This is a genomic window from Ruegeria sp. BJ6 (assembly GCF_056537885.1).
Map to the genome: position 1 here is coordinate 101,475 of NZ_JBQFSG010000003.1, position 17,135 is coordinate 118,609.

Annotated in this window: 17 protein-coding genes; 13 read left to right on the forward strand and 4 right to left on the reverse strand. The window is 58.5% G+C overall.

All coding sequences use genetic code 11. The features are described 5' to 3' along the window. Positions 1-51: 51 nt before the first annotated feature. From ACR0D6_RS09370 to smpB, 8 genes are all read left to right on the forward strand, one after another. The gene (locus ACR0D6_RS09370) at positions 52-702 is read left to right on the forward strand and encodes a queuosine precursor transporter (RefSeq protein WP_170653600.1); all 651 of its coding nucleotides are present in this window, start codon (positions 52-54) and stop codon (positions 700-702) included. Between the two features lie 64 nt (positions 703-766). Continuing rightward, on the forward strand, positions 767-1,186 hold the full coding sequence (gene arfB, locus ACR0D6_RS09375) for an alternative ribosome rescue aminoacyl-tRNA hydrolase ArfB (protein ID WP_480765318.1): 420 nt from the start codon (positions 767-769) through the stop codon (positions 1,184-1,186). Between the two features lie 61 nt (positions 1,187-1,247). After that, complete coding sequence (locus tag ACR0D6_RS09380; RefSeq protein ID WP_480450859.1) at positions 1,248-1,994, forward strand: SDR family oxidoreductase; 747 nt, start codon at positions 1,248-1,250, stop codon at positions 1,992-1,994. Between the two features lie 57 nt (positions 1,995-2,051). Further along, positions 2,052-3,071, forward strand: a complete 1,020-nt coding sequence (locus ACR0D6_RS09385) for a P1 family peptidase (RefSeq protein ID WP_480765319.1) — start codon at positions 2,052-2,054, stop codon at positions 3,069-3,071. A gap of 115 nt (positions 3,072-3,186) precedes the next feature. After that, a complete protein-coding gene (locus ACR0D6_RS09390; protein ID WP_480765320.1) occupies positions 3,187-3,600 on the forward strand; it encodes a c-type cytochrome in 414 nt (137 codons plus the stop codon). Between the two features lie 171 nt (positions 3,601-3,771). Beyond that, positions 3,772-4,314, forward strand: coding sequence for an isopentenyl-diphosphate Delta-isomerase (gene idi / locus ACR0D6_RS09395; protein WP_170653609.1), 543 nt, complete (start codon positions 3,772-3,774; stop codon positions 4,312-4,314). 55 nt (positions 4,315-4,369) lie between these two features. Beyond that, positions 4,370-5,620 (forward strand): flavin-dependent oxidoreductase, encoded by a 1,251-nt coding sequence (locus ACR0D6_RS09400; RefSeq protein ID WP_480765321.1) that lies wholly within the window; start codon positions 4,370-4,372, stop codon positions 5,618-5,620. 61 nt (positions 5,621-5,681) lie between these two features. Next, positions 5,682-6,158, forward strand: coding sequence for an SsrA-binding protein SmpB (gene smpB, locus ACR0D6_RS09405; RefSeq protein WP_480450851.1), 477 nt, complete (start codon positions 5,682-5,684; stop codon positions 6,156-6,158). 14 nt (positions 6,159-6,172) lie between these two features. Here the strand turns inward: smpB and ACR0D6_RS09410 are convergent, their stop codons facing one another. The 4 genes from ACR0D6_RS09410 to panB form a co-directional block, all read right to left on the reverse strand. Then, a complete protein-coding gene (locus ACR0D6_RS09410) occupies positions 6,173-7,837 on the reverse strand; it encodes a sulfatase-like hydrolase/transferase (protein WP_480765322.1) in 1,665 nt (554 codons plus the stop codon). A gap of 18 nt (positions 7,838-7,855) precedes the next feature. After that, the gene (locus tag ACR0D6_RS09415; RefSeq protein ID WP_480765323.1) at positions 7,856-9,085 is read right to left on the reverse strand and encodes a DUF3179 domain-containing (seleno)protein; all 1,230 of its coding nucleotides are present in this window, start codon (positions 9,083-9,085) and stop codon (positions 7,856-7,858) included. 174 nt (positions 9,086-9,259) lie between these two features. Beyond that, positions 9,260-10,111 (reverse strand): pantoate--beta-alanine ligase, encoded by an 852-nt coding sequence (gene panC / locus ACR0D6_RS09420; RefSeq protein ID WP_480765324.1) that lies wholly within the window; start codon positions 10,109-10,111, stop codon positions 9,260-9,262. Continuing rightward, entirely contained in the window at positions 10,108-10,947 is an 840-nt protein-coding gene (gene panB / locus ACR0D6_RS09425; protein WP_480765325.1) for a 3-methyl-2-oxobutanoate hydroxymethyltransferase, read from the reverse strand. Before panB ends, panC begins: the two co-directional genes overlap by 4 nt. A 171-nt stretch (positions 10,948-11,118) precedes the next feature. On the opposite strand from panB, the gene ACR0D6_RS09430 reads away from it, so the two are divergent. From ACR0D6_RS09430 to ACR0D6_RS09450, 5 genes are read left to right on the forward strand one after another with little or no spacing between them, the layout of a single operon-like run. Then, a complete protein-coding gene (locus ACR0D6_RS09430; RefSeq protein WP_480765326.1) occupies positions 11,119-12,606 on the forward strand; it encodes an ABC transporter substrate-binding protein in 1,488 nt (495 codons plus the stop codon). 48 nt (positions 12,607-12,654) lie between these two features. Next, the gene (locus ACR0D6_RS09435; protein WP_480765327.1) at positions 12,655-13,737 is read left to right on the forward strand and encodes a ligand-gated ion channel; all 1,083 of its coding nucleotides are present in this window, start codon (positions 12,655-12,657) and stop codon (positions 13,735-13,737) included. A 40-nt stretch (positions 13,738-13,777) separates the two neighbouring features. Next, complete coding sequence (locus tag ACR0D6_RS09440) at positions 13,778-14,725, forward strand: ABC transporter permease (RefSeq protein ID WP_170653624.1); 948 nt, start codon at positions 13,778-13,780, stop codon at positions 14,723-14,725. Further along, positions 14,722-15,537 (forward strand): ABC transporter permease, encoded by an 816-nt coding sequence (locus ACR0D6_RS09445; RefSeq protein ID WP_480728270.1) that lies wholly within the window; start codon positions 14,722-14,724, stop codon positions 15,535-15,537. Before ACR0D6_RS09440 ends, ACR0D6_RS09445 begins: the two co-directional genes overlap by 4 nt. Then, the gene (locus tag ACR0D6_RS09450) at positions 15,534-17,132 is read left to right on the forward strand and encodes an ABC transporter ATP-binding protein (protein WP_480765471.1); all 1,599 of its coding nucleotides are present in this window, start codon (positions 15,534-15,536) and stop codon (positions 17,130-17,132) included. Before ACR0D6_RS09445 ends, ACR0D6_RS09450 begins: the two co-directional genes overlap by 4 nt. The last annotated feature ends 3 nt before the right edge of the window (positions 17,133-17,135 follow it).

Sequence of the window (17,135 nt, forward strand, 5' to 3'; positions counted from 1 at the left end):
GCGATGCCCTTGGCCAAGTCGCCGCTACCTTGTCAAAACGGGCATCAAAACATGCAACGCGCTTACATTCCCGGCATTATTGCCATGGCCGCCATTGTCGTGGCCTCGAACATACTGGTTCAGTTTCTGATCCTTGATGGCCTCCTGACATGGGGCGCCTTTACTTATCCTCTGGCTTTCCTCGTTACAGATATCATGAACCGCGTCTATGGCGTGGGTCCGGCCCGCAAGGTCGTATTTGCCGGTTTCGTGACCGGCATTGTCTGTTCGCTGATCGGCAGCCAGATCATGCTGCAGGGCGACGGTTTCACCTATGCCGCCGTGCCACTGCGGATCGCAGTCGCATCGGGCACCGCTTTCCTGATCGCGCAACTGACGGATGTGACCGTCTTTAATTCACTGCGGGGTGGTCGCTGGTGGCGGGCGCCACTGGTCTCGACCCTTGTAGGATCGGCTCTGGACACTGCACTTTTCTTCACCATCGCGTTCTCGGCCTCGGTTACCTTCTTTGGCGCCAACGCGGACGCCGCAATCAACTGGGCGTGGGAGCCCGTGCCCTTCATGCTGACCGGTCCGATGGCGCCGCTCTGGGTCACGCTGGCCTTTGCCGACTGGCTGGTAAAGCTGTCGCTGGCCCTGATCGCGCTTGTCCCGTTCCGGGTCATCGTGTCCTGGCTGGACCCAAGAACAAGCACTGCCTGAATACATGGGGCCACCTGCAGAGGTGGCCCTTTTTGTTTGCTCCGACCGCCTGTAAGGTCGCGCCATGTTGCGCGTGAGCGAAGATATCATTCTGCAGGACTGGGAAATGACCGAGAGCTTTGTGCGTGCGTCCGGTCCCGGCGGGCAGAACGTGAACAAGGTTTCGACCGCGGTCGAATTGCGGTTTGAGGCCGCACGCTCTCCGTCCCTTCCCGATCCGGTCAAGGCGCGCCTGAAACGTCTGGCAGGTCGCCGCTGGACCAAGGACGGCGCGATCGTCATACAGTGTGACGAAACCCGATCGCAATCCCGCAACCGCGATATTGCACGTACCCGACTGGCCGAACTGATTGCCCGCTCCCTGATCAAACCCAAGCGTCGCATTGCAACCAAACCCACCTACGGCTCGGTCAAGCGCCGCCTCGCCACCAAAAAGGCCCGCTCGGATGTAAAGGCGCTGCGCGGCAAGGTGTCCGAAGAATAATCTGGTATCTTTTCGACACGTTGCTACTCTGCCTGCCGAAGTGTCAGGAGAGGGCAACATCATGAGGCTGGAGGGAAAAACCGCGATTGTGACCGGCGGTGCGTCCGGGTTTGGCGCGGGGATCGTTGCAAAGTTCATTGCTGAAGGCGCCCGCGTGATGATCGCCGATATCAATGGCGAAGCGGCCGAGGTCATGGCAAGCCAGCAGGGTCCGAACGCCTTGGCCTATCGCGTGGACATTGCCGATGGCGCGTCTGTCGGGACGATGGCGAACGCCGCCCTGACGACCTTTGGGCAGGTCGACATTCTTGTTAACAATGCGGGCGTGACCCATTTGCCGACACCGCTGGAAGACGTGAGCGAAGACGAATTCGACCGGGTCTTCAACGTGAACATGAAATCCGTCTATCTGACAGCGCGCGCGCTTGTCCCACATATGAAAGAACAGGGCAGTGGCGCCATTCTTAACGTCGCCTCGACCGCCGGATTGTCCCCGCGCCCCAACCTCAACTGGTACAATGCTTCAAAGGGCTGGATGATCACAGCGACCAAGACGATGGCGGTTGAGCTGGCTCCTTCCGGCATTCGGGCCAATGCGATTTGTCCGGTGGCAGGGGAAACCCCCCTGCTCAAGTCATTTCTGGGCGAAGACACGCCCGAGATGCGTGCCAAATTTCTGTCCACGATTCCCATCGGCCGGTTTTCGACACCACAGGACATGGGCAACGCCGCCTGCTTTCTGTGCTCAGACGAGGCCAGCATGATCACAGGTGTCGCGATGGAGGTTGACGGGGGCCGCTGTATCTGACCCACCTGAGATACCTGCGCCAGAGATTGCGTTCCCAAGCCTGAAAATGAGGTCAGAATGAATCCAGGACCCAGAAACCTGATTACCGATATCCCCGGCCTCAGGGTCGGCAACGCGCAGGATGACAGGCTGAAATCCGGTGCGACGGTTCTGACTGCGGACGATCCGTTCACCGCATCCGTTCATGTCATGGGGGGCGCACCGGGAACCCGTGAAACGGATCTGCTGGCGCCGGACAAATCCGTGGCAAAAATCGACGCGCTGGTCTTGTCGGGCGGATCTGCCTATGGGCTTGATGCCTGCTCAGGCGTATCGGATGCCTTGCGCGCGCAGGGCCGCGGGTATCGCGTGGCGGATGCCGTCATTCCGATTGTACCCGGAGCGATCATTTTCGATCTGCTGAATGGCGGCGAAAAGAACTGGCAGGAAAACCCCTATCGCTCACTGGGCCGGAGTGCGTTCGAGGCCGCTGCGCCTGAATTTGATCTTGGAACCACCGGTGCCGGAACCGGGGCGCTGACCGCCATGCTGAAGGGCGGATTGGGATCAGCGTCAATTGTGCTGGATTCGGGCATCACGGTCGGCGCACTGGTTGCCGCAAATCCCATGGGAACGGTCACGACGCCGGGTGATCGTCATTTCTGGGCTGCCAGTTTCGAGATTGGTGATGAGTTTGGCGGTCTCGGCCCTGACCCTTCTTCAGGACTGGGGCGCAGGTTTGACAGCCGCAAAATGCTGACCATGAAGGCGCAGGCGCAGGAGCGCGCGAACACCACAATAGCCGTCGTTGCCACAGATGCGGCTCTGACAAAGGCGGAATGCCAGCGCATGGCCATTGCCGCCCATGATGGCGTTGCGCGGGCCATTGTTCCCGCGCATTCTCCGGGGGACGGGGATCTTGTCTTCAGCGTCAGCACCGGTGCCCGCCCTCTGCAGGAGGCAGAGCAGGGTCTGACTGCGATTGGTCACGCCGCCGCCTTATGCCTGAGTCGGGCGATCGCGCGGGCGATTTTTCTGGCGACCCCGCACGACAATGACCTTTTGCCCTGCTGGTCCGAGTTTCAAGGTCACGATTAGTAACATCTGGTGGAATTCAGTGCGGCACGTTGCCCTCGCGTGGCAATCTGCGCGTTGACACTTAGGGTATGGAGCGCTCCATTCTAATCAGCCAAATCTTATCGGAGCATGAGCTATGAAATGGATTACCGCTACAGCGCTTGTCGGCCTTATGGCCGTTCCCGCCTTTGCTGAAGGTGATGCCGAGAAGGGAAAAAAGACCTTCAACAAATGCAAATCGTGCCACATGATCGAGGCCCCGGACGGCGAGGCCATCGTCAAAGGTGGCAAGACCGGGCCGAACCTTTACGGCATCGCGGGGCGCACAGCGGGCACGCTTGAAGGTTTCAAATATGGCGAAAGCATCGTCGAAGCCGGGGAAAACGGTCTGGTCTGGGACGAGGCGAGCTTTGTCGAATATTCTCAGGACCCAAAGGCATTCCTGAAATCCTATCTGGACAGCACGTCCGCCAAATCCAAGATGACCTTCAAACTCAAAAGCGGTGGCGAAGACGTTTATGCTTATATCCTGAGCGTTTCCACTGAATAAGCCCTGACAAACCAGAGTTGAGAATGCGCAAAAGGCCGCAGCCCCTGCGGCCTTTCGTGCGCTTGATCAGCAGGCGGTTCGACGTCACCTTGGTGCCGATAGTGGCCCGTCCGGCCACCCCAAAGCCCGTGTAGCATGCCGGACCGGCACAGCGGCAGCAGGAGACGTCAAATGGGAATACTGATCCCGGCCTGGGTCGATGGCGAACTGGCCCCGGTGGACAAGCTGGAGGCGCACGAACAGGGCCTCAAGCACAAGGCGGTGTCGGTCTTTGTTGTACGCGGAACCGAAATCCTGATGCAGCGCCGCGCCCTTGGAAAATACCACACGCCGGGTTTGTGGGCGAACACATGCTGTACCCATCCGGATTGGGATGAAAACTCTTCGGTCTGTGCCGTGCGCCGACTGCGCGAGGAACTCGGGATTACCGGGCTTTACCCCGAATACCGCCATCGGCTGGAATATCATGCAGATGTCGGTAACGGCATGGTCGAGAACGAAGTGGTCGATGTATTTCTTGCCCACGCGCGCGGTCCGCTGAAAATCGAGCCTAATCCGGACGAAGTGATGGAAATCCGGTGGGTCGATTACCACGACCTGCTAGCCGAGGTTCGTCGCCACCCCGAACGCTTTACGCCCTGGTTAAAGATTTATCTGCACAATCATGCGGACACGATTTTTGGCCCGGATCTGATCATCTCGGCCAAAAGCTGAACCTTGCAGTTACGCGTTTTGCCTGCTTCTGTGTCCGCAACGGGAGGGGTTGCGGATGACAGTATTGATTGCAGGCGGTGGTATCGCGGGGCTGAGCCTTGGTCTGACATTGCATCAGATCGGTGTTCCGTTCCGGATATTTGAGGCCGCCCGGGAAATCCGCCCCATGGGTGTCGGTATCAACCTGCAACCCAACTCGGTTCGAGAGCTTATTGATCTGGGCCTTGGTGACGCGCTTGAGGATATTGCAGTTCGCACCCGGCAATACGGCTTTTATTCCAAACTGGGAAAAACCATCTGGGAAGAACCTCGCGGTCTTTGGGCTGGCTACGCCTGGCCGCAATATTCAGTGCATCGCGGTGCATTGCAGATGATGCTCTACCACACATTGCTCGAGCGGGCCGGACAGGACAGCGTTCTGCCCGGCAAACGCGCGGTGGGCTATGAGACCGGCGATAATGCGACGCTGTTGCTGGAGGATGGGACGCGTGCTGAAGGGGCGGTTCTGATTGGTGCAGACGGCATCCATTCGGCGTTACGGGCGCAGATGTATCCCGACGAAGGCGAGCCGATCTGGAATGGCAGGGTGCTGTGGCGTGCAACCACGCGCGCGCCTGAGTATTTCGGCGGGGCCGCCATGGTGATGGTCGGGCATGACACGCTTCGACTGGTGGCATATCCAATCTCGCAATCGGACAGTGACGGGCAGGCGACGATAAACTGGATTGCCGAAAAGCGGTTTCCGCTGGATGCCACATGGAAGAAAGAAGACTGGAACCGTGCCGCCAATATCGACGACTTTCTATCGGATTTTCAGGATTGGCGATTTGACTGGATCGACATTCCTGCCCTGATCCGCGGCGCTGAGGTGGTGTACGAATACCCTATGGTGGATCGCGATCCGTTACCGCGCTGGACTGATGGCCGGGTGACGCTGATGGGTGATGCGGCACACCCGACCTATCCTGTCGGATCCAATGGCGCCAGTCAGGCAATTGTCGATGCACGCCTGCTTGGTGCAAAGATGTTGGAACATGGCGTATCCCCGGAGGCGTTGTGCGCCTATGAGGCCGAGGTCCGGCCACTTACAACCGCCGTTGGAAACGCCAACAGGGCAGGCGGCGGGCCGGATGGCGTCTTGCAGAGGGTCGAAGACCTTTGTGGCGGCGATTTTGAGGATATCAATCAGGTGATCCCGCATGCCGAACTGGCGGCGCATGCCGAGAAATACAAGACGATCGCCGGTTTCTCGATTGCCGAACTGAACGCCAGACCCGGCACGATTCCGGCGGGTGCACATATTTGATCGGGCGCCATTTCCAAAGCCGACTTGCAAGGGGCGCATAAGCCGCATAAATCAACGCGTCATGGCCAAGCAGAAGACAGATCCGAACTACAAGGTGATTGCCGACAACCGGCGTGCCCGCTTCGATTACGCGATCGAGGACGATATCGAGTGCGGCGTCGTGCTGGTCGGGTCCGAGGTCAAGGCCCTGCGCGCGGGCGGCTCGAACATTGCTGACAGCTATGCCGCCGTCGAAGACGGAGAGTTGTGGTTGGTGAACAGCTATATCCCGCCTTACGAACAGGCCAAGGTCTTCAAACACGAAGAACGCCGCCGCCGCAAACTGTTGGTGTCGCGCAAACAGATGTCGGACCTGTGGAACGCAACACAGCGCAAGGGCATGACGCTGGTGCCTTTGGTGCTGTATTTCAACCACAAGGGTCTGGCAAAGGTGAAGATTGGCATCGCCAAGGGTAAGAAAACCCATGACAAGCGCGAGACTCAGGCCAAGCGTGACTGGTCACGGCAAAAGCAGAGGCTTTTGAAAGATCACAGCTGACGTCGTGTCAGGCCCTATTTCTGAACGGATGCGCGCTTGATCTGAAACGCCTCAACCGCTTTGGCAGTCTCGGGCCGCATGTTTTCCACACCTTCATATGGCATGCCAAAGGCGGGTGGTTGGTCCGGGTATTTTTCCTTGCGGGCCAGATGGCGGCCAAGGATGCGGACAAACTCCTGTCCGCCCCAGGCGCCCACTTCGGTTGAAACCGGATACTTCTCGTGCGTGTCGCGGTAGATATCATAAAACTCGGCCAGAATGGGGCTCTCGCCAGGTGCGGGCAGGTTCAGGCGCAGCTTGTCCTTTACGATCGCCTTGGGCTTGTCCACCGAATAGATGATCACACTGTCACGGCGGCCTTTGGTTTCATCCTCGAACAGGATCGAGGCCGACTGATCCACACCATCCACCAGACGATCGGTCGGGATATGGCTTTCGGCCCCGGCAAAGCGCGACAGCGTTGTATAGAGGTCAGAGACATGAATGATGTTGTTGATCATCGAATCCGCTTCGATCATGCCGGGCCAGCGAATAAAGGCATCGACGCGGACGCCGCCTTCGGTCGTATCTCCCTTGCCGCCCTTGTAGATCATCGGTGAAAAACCGGATTGCGGGGCATACTTGGTGAAATGGCCGTTGTCGCCCATCACGATGACAACCGTGTTTTCGGTCAATCCCAGTGCATCAATTTCTGCAAACAGATCGCCCAGCCACCCATCCAGCTGTTGCATCTTGTCGACATACAGACCCCCGTTGGGGCTTTGCGGTCCATCGCGCCCGGTTCGGGTATTATCCAGCGGGATCATGGGCCAGTATTGCAGGAAAAATGGCTCTGACCCGTCCGCCATCCGCCTCAGTTCGTCCAGCGTCTTGTCCTGAAACGCCTGATTCATCTCGTCATATTTTGCCGAGTTCCAGCGCTCGCCAGCCTCCATCCGAATTTCGCGGACAGGTCCGCCAGCCTCGCCTTCGATGACGGTCATCATCGCCGATGCGTCTGGCCTGAACAGATCGTCCAGAGTGTAAATCGGGTCGAAATCCGCGATTCCGACCGAGACCTGCTCGCGGATTGCGTCGTCATGAAAGATCGTCAGCTGACCCTGCTGGTGAATCGCGTGCTGGGCATAGTCGAATCCCTGATTCATCGCCCAGCTTTCGGCGATGTCACCCATGTGCCATTTCCCTATATGGCTGGTTGCATAGCCTGCCTGTTTCAGCACCTCGGCCAGCGTGACCTCATTTCCAGGCAGGCCGAATCCGGCGATGTCGACCGTGGTGTCGCCCATGCCCATGCGAACAGGCAACCGGCCGGTCATTTGCGCAACACGCGTCGGTGTGCATGAGGGTTCGGTATACATGCGCACCATACGCATTGCCTGATCGGAGAACGTGTTGATATTCGGCGTCTCATATCCGCGAACGGCGTTCAGCTCGGGGATTCCCATATCGCCGAATCCCATATCGTCAATCAGCACGCTGATGATATTCGGGGGTTTGCCCGCGTTTGCTGCGCGAAATTCCTCGAGCACTGCGTTCACCGCCGCATCATCCTGCGCCCACTGGTCCGCGTGCTGTGCCTCAAGGATGTAGTATTCGGAATCGTGCACGATATCCGTGCCCTGCGCCGCAGCCGTGGTTGCTGCGGTTCCCAATGCAAAAACCAAACATAGACTCTTCACAATATTCCCCTTTGCTTGTCAGGCGGCTTTGACCTGATCGGAAACACGATTGATGTCGGTATGCGGAAAAAACTCGACCCAGACATGCCAGAACATGCCCGGCTTCAGCACCTCGACACGCTCCAGCTTGCCAGCCGGGGTATTGCCGAAGAAATCAATCTCGGTGATCGGAGCGCCGGTGGTGTTATACCAGACCCCCAGACTTTCGTAGCGGGGATGCCAGGCCACAACGACAGGCTGACCGCCGACCTGAGCGTTGATGATGTTGCCGTGTTCGACAACGAAGTCGTCGGTCCAGCACACGGCATCGTCACCGATATTGACGCCCCAGACATAGGTCTTGTTATCCAGTCGCTCATCGGAATGGCTCATGTTGTCCATGACTGGCGCCGCTTCGCGATGCTGTTTGCCGATCGATGCCGAGAACAGCATTTCAAGCGCACTGTCGAACAGGAACAAGACCGGGTTGCCGGGCAGCTTGTTAAGAAACACCTTTCCATCGGGATAGGCCTTTTGAAAGCCCCGGAATGTCATCCGGAATGTGGGCCATGGTTTCATCGCCTGCGACGGCTTCAGCGGGCAGACCGCGCCAGATTCCGTTTGAGAACTGTCAGCTTCACGAAACCCATAAATCTGCTGGATCGGCTCGCCCGTCTTGTTGTCGCGCAGGATCAGGTTGTTACCGTGCTGGGCCAGTACCTCCAGGTCCAGCGGCTGGCCTTCGATCTCGGGTGTATAACCGATGCCCAGATTGGCCATCGCGCAATACGTCATTATCACATTCCGGCCACCCAGACCTTCGTCATTCCCGGCCAGATGCGGCCGCATGATCTGCGCATCCGGATGCGCGCGCGCGACACCATCGTTCTCGATGACCAGAACGGGGCTCGTGGGGCTGACGAATTCGCGGGCTTCGTTAATGCTGTAATAGTTGGCAGTGGATTTCTGATTGCGCAGACCGATATGCACCCAGACATACGGGAAACCGATCAGAACCAGACCCAAAAGCAGGGCAATCCAGTAAATCCATCCGGGTCCTGCCCCGAATGCAAAATGCATCAGGGTCATCAGGACCAGCCCGCCGACGGCCGCTGCCAGCAGCTGATACTCATTCCGGATAAAGCGCACCATATTCTCGCGCCTGACCTTGAGGACCATTTGGCTGACGTCGCCCAGGTCCCGAAAATAGGTGAACCCAATCCCCAACGAAACAACTAGGCTGAGGTAAAAGATTATGTTTGCAAACATAAAACCCCTCCACGATTCCCGTCCATGTTATTCCGGGCGGGGCGTTACGCAAAGCCTGCACGCATTCAGATGAGTTATTTTAATGTTGGCACCAAGGGTCCGAGAGCTGGTTCCTTTCGGAGCCAACCCACAAAGGAGACGATGTCTCAGAGATCTTGCGCCGTCGCCGCCTGATCAGGCTTTGGCAACTTCGAAATTGTCGATCAGTCGCACGCCGTCCGCCCACGCGGCGACGAACAGGCGGGCCGGACGGGATGCATGCGTCAGTGGTTCAAGCGATTCGGCACAGCGCAGCTCGACATATTCGACTTGCGAAAACCCGGCCGACAGCAAATCCACCTTTGCCTGATTTTCCAGCGCGTCAAAGGGATGCCCCTGAGACAAAGATTCGCTCAGCCGTCGCATGATGGTGCTTTTTTGCGCAGCGATATCCAGCCCTTCGGGTGACAGGCGCAGATTGCGCGACGACATGGCAAGACCCGAAGCTTCGCGCACGGTGGGGCAGCCTATGACCTCAATAGGAATGTCCAGATCGCGGGCCATGCGGCGAACGACCATCAGTTGCTGAAAGTCCTTTTCACCGAAATAGGCTCTGTCTGCCTGCGTCTGCAGGAACAGTTTGGCAACCACAGTGGCCACTCCGTCAAAGTGGCCGGGGCGGAACTCGCCCTCCATCACATCCGTCAGACCGGCAACCGCCACCGTTGTGGCAAAGCCGGTAGGATAAATCTGATCCGGGTCCGGAACATAGATTGCGTCAACACCATAGGGGACCAGTTTGGCGGCATCTTCATTCTCGGTGCGCGGGTACTTGGCCAGATCTTCGGGGTTGTTGAACTGCTTGGGGTTCACGAAAATGGTCACGATGACCCTGTCGCATCCGGCTTTGGCGGCCTCGACCAGTGACAAATGGCCCTGATGCAGCGCGCCCATGGTCGGCACAATGCCTATTTCCTCGCCGTTGCGTTTCCACTCCCTTACCTGTGTACGCAGGTCGGTGAGGCGGCGCAGGATCATGGCGGTCATGACTTTGGTCCCTTCTGCGGCACCTGATCCGCAAAGACATGCTCGTCTGCAGGAAACGAGCGCGCGCGCACCTCGGCGGCGTATTCGGCGATTGCTGCTTCGGCCTGCGGACCGAGATCTGCATAACGTTTGACGAACTTCGGTTTGAAGGCGGTGAAAAAACCCAGCATGTCATCGACCACCAGTATCTGCCCGTCGCAGCCCGCAGATGCGCCGATGCCAATGGTCGGAACAGGTATTTCGGCTGTAATTCTGTCGGCCAACCTCTGCGGAATCTTCTCTAACACGACGGAAAACGCGCCTGCATCTGCCACGGCGCGGGCATCTGCCAGCACTGCCTCGGCCTGCTCATCACGGCCCTGAACCTTGTAGCCACCCAGCGTATTGATCGATTGAGGCGTCAGCCCGATATGCGCCATCACCGGGATTCCACGTTTCACGAGAAACCGGATCGTCTCGGCCATCTCGACCCCGCCTTCCAGCTTGACGGCGCCCGCGCCGGTTTCGGCCATCAGCCTGGCGGCGTTTCTGAATGCCTGCGCCGCGTCGTGTTCATAGCTGGCAAAGGGCATGTCGATGACCATCATTGCCTTGTCCAGACCACGCGCCACGGCCTGCCCGTGCAGGATCATCATTTCCATGGTCACACCAAGGGTCGAGGTCAGCCCGTGCAGCACCATACCCACACTGTCGCCCACCAGGACGAAATCGCAATGGGCGTCCATCAGCCTTGCCATTGGTGTTGTGTAAGCGGTCAGGCTGACCAGAGGATCGCCCCCTTTTCGGGCGCGAATATCCTCGGCGTTCGGGGCTTTCTTGCGGGCGGTGGCGCTCATGCTCACTCCTGCGGCGTTCATATTGCAGTGCGGCATAGCAGAGAGTGCGCCTGCAGAGAAACCCCGGTTGCGCGAACATTCCCTTGATTGACCCAAAGTTTGCAGGAACACTGTGGTGGTATTGGTCGCCCTACGAAAAGGGCCAACCGGTTATTCAGGGGAGATAAATTTATGGGACAGCCGCTCTTTCGCACCTTCGCCTCGGCCTTGGCGGTCGGTGCAAGCCTGTTGGCTACACAGGCGCTGGCAAAGTCGGACATCACGATCGCCATGCAGCTCGAGCCGCCGCATCTGGACCCGACCAGTGCCGCGGCGCAGGCGATTGATTCGGTCGTTTACACCAACGTTTTCGAAGGACTGACCCGTTTCATGGGCGATGGATCGATCGTACCGGGGCTGGCGGAAAGCTGGGAAATTTCGGACGACGGCAAGGTCTATACCTTCAAACTGCATGACGGGGTGACCTTTCATGACGGTTCGGCCATGGATGCCGAGGACGTCAAATTCAGTCTGGATCGAGCCCGCGCCGAAGACAGCGCCAACGCGCAAAAAGCGTTGTTTGACGGAATCGAAAGTGTCGAGGTCGTGGACCCGCTGACGGTCAAGGTGACGCTGAGTGAGCCGAACGGGAATTTCCTGTTCAACATGGCATGGGGTGATGCCGTAATCGTTGCGTCGGAAAGTATCGAAGACATCAAAACCAACCCGGTCGGAACCGGCGCCTACAAGTTCGGCGAATGGGTTCAGGGCGACAAGATCGTGCTGAAGCGTAATCCGGATTATTGGGGGGAACAGCCCGCGCTGGAGCAGGCAACGTTCAAGTTCATCTCGGACCCGACCGCAGCCTTTGCCGCAGTCATGGCCGAAGATGTTGACGTGTTCTCAGGCTTCCCGGCACCCGAGAACCTGCCGCAATTCGAGGCTGACCCAAGGTTTCAGGTTCTGGTCGGATCGACCGAGGGCGAAACGATCCTGTCCACCAACAACAAGCAGCCTCCGTTTGATGACGTCCGCGTGCGACAGGCGATTGCCCATGCCATCGACCGTCAGGCCATCATCGACGGGGCTATGTTTGGGTATGGTACGCCCATCGGCACTCATTTTGCGCCCCATCATCCGGCCTATGTCGATTTGACCGGAAATTCGGCCCATGACCCGGAAAAGGCCAAGGCGCTGCTGGCAGAAGCCGGGTTTTCGGATGGGTTTGAAACCACCCTGCACCTGCCGCCGCCATCCTACGCGCGCCGCGGGGGCGAGATCATTGCCGCACAACTGGCCGAGGTCGGCATCAAGGCCGAAATCATCAATGTCGAATGGGCGCAATGGCTTGAAAGTGTATTCAAGGGCAAGGATTTTGGCCTGACTATCGTCAGCCATACCGAACCGATGGATATCGGCATTTACGCGCGGCCGGACTACTACTTTCAGTACGACAATCCCGACTTCCAGCAGCTGATGGAGACGCTGAACTCCACGACCGACCCTGCGGAACGGGACAAACTGCTGGGTGACGCGCAGCGGATCATCGCCGAGGATTTCGTCAATGGTTACCTGTTCCAGTTGGCCGCGCTGAGCGTTGCCAAAGCGGGCGTTCAGGGGTTGTGGGTAAACGCTCCGACCGCTGCCAACGACCTTACGGCTATCACCTGGTCTGAATAATGACCCTTTCCGGGGCCTCATCCTGAGGCCCCTTATTGTTTATTAACTATGTGGATTTTTCGTTTCATAAATTCGGCGGCTTTGCATCTGACGGCATTGGTAACTGCGCTGGTGCTATCCGGGGCATCCCTTGATGCGCAGGAACTGTTCAGCGGCCAGTTGGGCGATCTGGTGGGAACGCCCGAAAACCCTCTGGAAGTTGGCGTTGGAATCAAGATCGACCAGATCACCAGCGTTGATCAGAAGGCTGAAAACTATGGCGCAGTTGTTGTCTTGCGGTTCGAATGGATTGACCCGGCGCTGGCCTTTGATCCCGAGGTGCTGGGGCGCGATATCCGGGTCCTTGATCCGTCGACACTGCTCAAGCATGCTGGTGAAATAGGCACTATTGTTCCGGCTTTTGTCATTCATAACCAGCAATCCAATCGCTGGATTCACGAAGCCGCCGCCGCACTGCGCCATGACGGGCGGGTTCTGTATGTGGAAAAATCGTCTCTGACCCTTCAGGCGCCTCACTTTAATTTCCTCAAATACCCGTTCGATACGCAGGAGTTCCACTTTGAGGTGGTGTCGGTGTTTCCGTCTGACTTTGTGACCTATTTCCCCATGGACGAATTTTCCGGCCTCGGCGACCTGCTGGGCGAAGAGGAATGGATACTCGATAACGCGCGAATTCTCCAATCCACGGTCACGGGTTTCTCAGGACGCGACAGCGATCAGGTTGAACTGGTCTTCGAAGGCAAACGGCATCTGACCTATTACGTGATCCGGGTATTCCTGCCGATGCTGGTCCTGATCACGGTTGGCTGGGCACTGTTCTTTCTGGATGAATATCGCAGGCGGATCGAGATTGCAGGTGGCAACCTGCTGGTATTTGTCGCCTTCAACTGGGCGATTTCAGCCGATCTGCCAAAGCTGGGGTACCTGACGTTTCTCGACTTCATCCTGCAATGCATGTTCGTGATGACCGGGGCGATCATTGTTTTCAATGTTGCCCTGCGGAAAATCAAAACAACCGGTCGCGAAGCATTGGCCAGAAAACTCGACAATTACGCGATCAAGTGGATCTACCCTTTAGGATATGCAGCAATCGTCGGTTACGCGGTTTTTGCCTATTTGTTGGTGCCTTAGGTGCTAGACCCGGGCCCGAACCACCCCTAACGTGGCGCTGATGCTTCGTTATGCGCTCAAACGGCTGTTTTCGCTGGCCCTTAGTCTGGCTGTGGCTTCGATCGTCATCTTTGCGGTGATCGAGGTGGCACCGGGCGATCCGGCGTCGTTCATGCTGGGTGTCAATGCGCAGCCCGACACGCTGGCCGCACTCAGGGCCGAGCTTGGACTGGATGTCCCCAAAACCCAGCGGTACTTCGATTGGATCGGCGGGATGCTTAGCGGGGATTTCGGTACCTCCTACACCTATCGTACACCGGTTTCAGGCATGATTGCGGACAGGTTGTGGGTCTCATTACCTTTGGCGCTTTATGCACTGGCCCTGTCCACGCTGATCGCCTTTCCGGCAGGAATTTATGCCGCAGCGCGTCGGGGCAAACCCGGCGATCTGGCTGTCATGGGGACCACACAGTTGGGGATTGCAGTACCGAATTTCTGGTTCGCCATGATGCTGGTGCTGATTTTCGCCATTAATCTGCGTTGGTTCAATGCCGGTGGCTTTGCTGGCTGGGACAAAGGGCTGTGGGCTGGGCTGCATTCGCTGACACTGCCCGCAATCGCCCTTGCGCTACCGCAGGCAGCCATTCTGGCGCGCGTTATGCGCTCGGCCCTGTTGGATATTCTGGGCGAGGATTTCATGCGCACTGCACGCGCCAAAGGCCTCAGCCGCCGTCAGGCGCTGTGGCGGCATGGGGTGCGCAATGCGCTGATCCCGGTGCTGACGATCATCGGGTTGCAGTTTTCCTTCCTGCTGGCCGGGTCGATCATCATCGAACAGGTCTTCTATCTTCCGGGTCTGGGAAGGCTGGTCTTTCAATCCATTTCCTCCCGAGACCTCATCGTGGTGGAATCCGTTGTCATGCTGCTGGTCTTTGCGGTCATTACCGTGAACTTCGTGGTGGACCTGGCCTATGCCGCCGTTGACCCCAGACTAAGGAGCAGGACATGAGCCGAAACCTGATCCTTGGCGCGATATTGTCTTCGCTCGTGCTGCTGGCCGCGCTGATCTCGTTTGTCTGGACGCCGTACGACTACGCGGCGCTGGATATCCCGGCCAAGCTGCAACCCCCCAACGCGCAGCACTGGTTTGGTACGGATCATTTCGGGCGCGACATATTCTCGATGATTATGGTCGGCGCGCGCACCTCGATCGCGGTGGCGCTGGTGGCTGTGGGCATCGGAATGGCGCTGGGTGTACCCCTTGGTCTGACAGCAGCGGCGCGCAAAGGGTCGTGGCTGGATGAGCTGATCATGCGGGGCAACGATCTGGTCTTTGCGTTCCCGTCGCTGGTCATCGCCATCCTGATCACTGCCGTCTTCGGGGCAGGGGCAATCAACGCCATCATCGCCATCGGTATCTTCAATATCCCCGTCTTTGCGCGCATCACGCGCGGTGCAGCCCTGTCGCTGTGGGAGCGGGAGTTCATCCTTGCCGCCCGCGTCGCTGGCAAGGGCGCGGCGCGCATTTCTGCCGAGCACATTCTGCCCAACGTGGCCAACCTGCTGATTGTGCAAGGCACCATTCAATTTTCGCTGGGTATCCTGGCCGAGGCGGGCCTGTCCTATGTCGGCCTGGGGGCACAGCCGCCCACGCCCAGCTGGGGTCGAATGCTGGCCGATGCGCAGACTATGGTCAGTATTGCCCCGCATTTGGCTCTGATTCCGGGACTAGCCATCATACTGACGGTGCTGGGCCTGAACCTGATGGGCGACGGCCTGCGCGATTGGCTGGACCCACGGATCAGGGTGGCGCGCGCATGACCCTGTTGCAGATAGAAAACCTAACGCTGTCGATCAACGCGACCGAAATCCTGCGGGACGTCAGCCTGTCCATTGCACCGGGCGAGATTGTTGCAGTCACCGGGGAAAGCGGCTCGGGCAAGTCGATGACGGCGCTGGCGATCATGCAATTGCTGCCTGGCGGGGCGCAGAGCATTGGGTCGGTTCTGCTTGAGGGGCACGAGCTGCTGAATGGTTCCGAAGATTACATGTGCCGCCTGCGCGGTGCCTCGATCGGAATGGTGTTTCAGGAGCCGATGACCGCGCTCAACCCGGTCAAGACGATTGGCGATCAGGTGATGGAGACCATCCTGATCCACAAGGCTATGCCACCGGACAAGGCGCGGGATCGTGCGCAAGAGGTGCTGATCCGGGTAGGCCTGCCCCCTGACAGGTTTCCCCTGTCCCGCTATCCGCATGAACTGTCCGGGGGTCAAAGGCAGCGGGTGGTGATCGCGATGGCCATCGCTCTTCGCCCGAAACTGCTGATCGCGGATGAGCCAACGACGGCGCTGGACGTGACGACTCAGGCGCAGATACTGGACCTGCTCAAGGGGCTGGTCAGTGAATATGGTATGGGCCTGCTGATGATCACGCATGATCTGGCGGTGGTGGCCGACATGGCCGACCGGATCGTCGTGATGCGTCACGGTCAGGTGGTCGAGGCCGGGGAAACCGGCCATCTGTTGCGCAATATGCGGCATCCCTACACCCGTATGTTGTTCGAGGCTTCGGATCATCAGGTCGCCTTGCCTGACCCGCCCGAACCTGACCCGCTGCTGGTGGTGTCTGACGTTGTGCGCGACTATCGCCTGCCACGCAAACGTCTGTATGAATCCCCGGGGCATCATCGTGCTGTCGATCACGTCAGCTTTGCGCTGAACAAGGGTGAGCGGTTGGGGCTGGTGGGTGAGTCCGGGTGCGGGAAATCGACTCTGACACGGGCCATTTTGGGGCTGGAGGAGGTTCAGTCGGGGGAAATCCTGCTGGACGGTCAGCCGGTTTTCACCGGCCACAAGCCCAATCTGGCGGTGCGCCGCAAAATGCAGGTTGTGTTTCAGGACCCGTTCGGCAGTTTCAATCCTCGCCATCGCGTTGCGCGACTGATTACCGAGCCGTTCCACCTGTTGGAAACACCCCCGACCGGATCAGAGCGTCAGGATCGGATTGCCGAGATGCTGACCGCAGTCGGTCTTGGTCCCGATGATGCTGGCAAGTACATCCACGAATTCTCGGGTGGGCAACGCCAGCGGATTGCAATTGCCCGCGCCCTGATCATCCGGCCGGAACTTATCCTGTTTGACGAGGCTGTATCGGCCCTCGACGTCTCGGTCAGGGCTCAGGTTCTCGATCTGCTGGCCGAACTGTGCGCAACCTATGATCTGACCTACCTGTTCATCAGCCACGACTTGAGCGTGGTGCGCACAATCACTGACCGGGTGATGGTGATGCAGGCGGGCCAGATCGTCGAGCAGGGGGAGACCGAGCAGGTGTTTGCCGATCCCCAGCACAGCTACACCCAAAAACTGATCGCAGCGGCGCCGACCCTGCCGAACTTTGCAAGGGGTGCGGCGTGATAC

Excerpts from the sequence above, each read along its gene's own strand:
- ACR0D6_RS09400 (WP_480765321.1), top strand. The coding sequence starts at position 4,370 with ATGACAGTATTGATTGCAGGCGGTGGTATCGCGGGGCTGAGCCTTGGT.
- ACR0D6_RS09445 (WP_480728270.1), top strand. The coding sequence starts at position 14,722 with ATGAGCCGAAACCTGATCCTTGGCGCGATATTGTCTTCGCTCGTGCTG.
- arfB (WP_480765318.1), top strand. The coding sequence starts at position 767 with ATGTTGCGCGTGAGCGAAGATATCATTCTGCAGGACTGGGAAATGACC.
- ACR0D6_RS09380 (WP_480450859.1), top strand. The coding sequence starts at position 1,248 with ATGAGGCTGGAGGGAAAAACCGCGATTGTGACCGGCGGTGCGTCCGGG.
- ACR0D6_RS09450 (WP_480765471.1), top strand. The coding sequence starts at position 15,534 with ATGACCCTGTTGCAGATAGAAAACCTAACGCTGTCGATCAACGCGACC.
- ACR0D6_RS09440 (WP_170653624.1), top strand. The coding sequence starts at position 13,778 with ATGCTTCGTTATGCGCTCAAACGGCTGTTTTCGCTGGCCCTTAGTCTG.
- ACR0D6_RS09390 (WP_480765320.1), top strand. The coding sequence starts at position 3,187 with ATGAAATGGATTACCGCTACAGCGCTTGTCGGCCTTATGGCCGTTCCC.
- idi (WP_170653609.1), top strand. The coding sequence starts at position 3,772 with ATGGGAATACTGATCCCGGCCTGGGTCGATGGCGAACTGGCCCCGGTG.
- ACR0D6_RS09430 (WP_480765326.1), top strand. The coding sequence starts at position 11,119 with ATGGGACAGCCGCTCTTTCGCACCTTCGCCTCGGCCTTGGCGGTCGGT.
- smpB (WP_480450851.1), top strand. The coding sequence starts at position 5,682 with ATGGCCAAGCAGAAGACAGATCCGAACTACAAGGTGATTGCCGACAAC.
- ACR0D6_RS09415 (WP_480765323.1), bottom strand. The coding sequence starts at position 9,085 with ATGTTTGCAAACATAATCTTTTACCTCAGCCTAGTTGTTTCGTTGGGG.
- ACR0D6_RS09370 (WP_170653600.1), top strand. The coding sequence starts at position 52 with ATGCAACGCGCTTACATTCCCGGCATTATTGCCATGGCCGCCATTGTC.
- panC (WP_480765324.1), bottom strand. The coding sequence starts at position 10,111 with ATGACCGCCATGATCCTGCGCCGCCTCACCGACCTGCGTACACAGGTA.
- panB (WP_480765325.1), bottom strand. The coding sequence starts at position 10,947 with ATGAGCGCCACCGCCCGCAAGAAAGCCCCGAACGCCGAGGATATTCGC.
- ACR0D6_RS09435 (WP_480765327.1), top strand. The coding sequence starts at position 12,655 with ATGTGGATTTTTCGTTTCATAAATTCGGCGGCTTTGCATCTGACGGCA.
- ACR0D6_RS09385 (WP_480765319.1), top strand. The coding sequence starts at position 2,052 with ATGAATCCAGGACCCAGAAACCTGATTACCGATATCCCCGGCCTCAGG.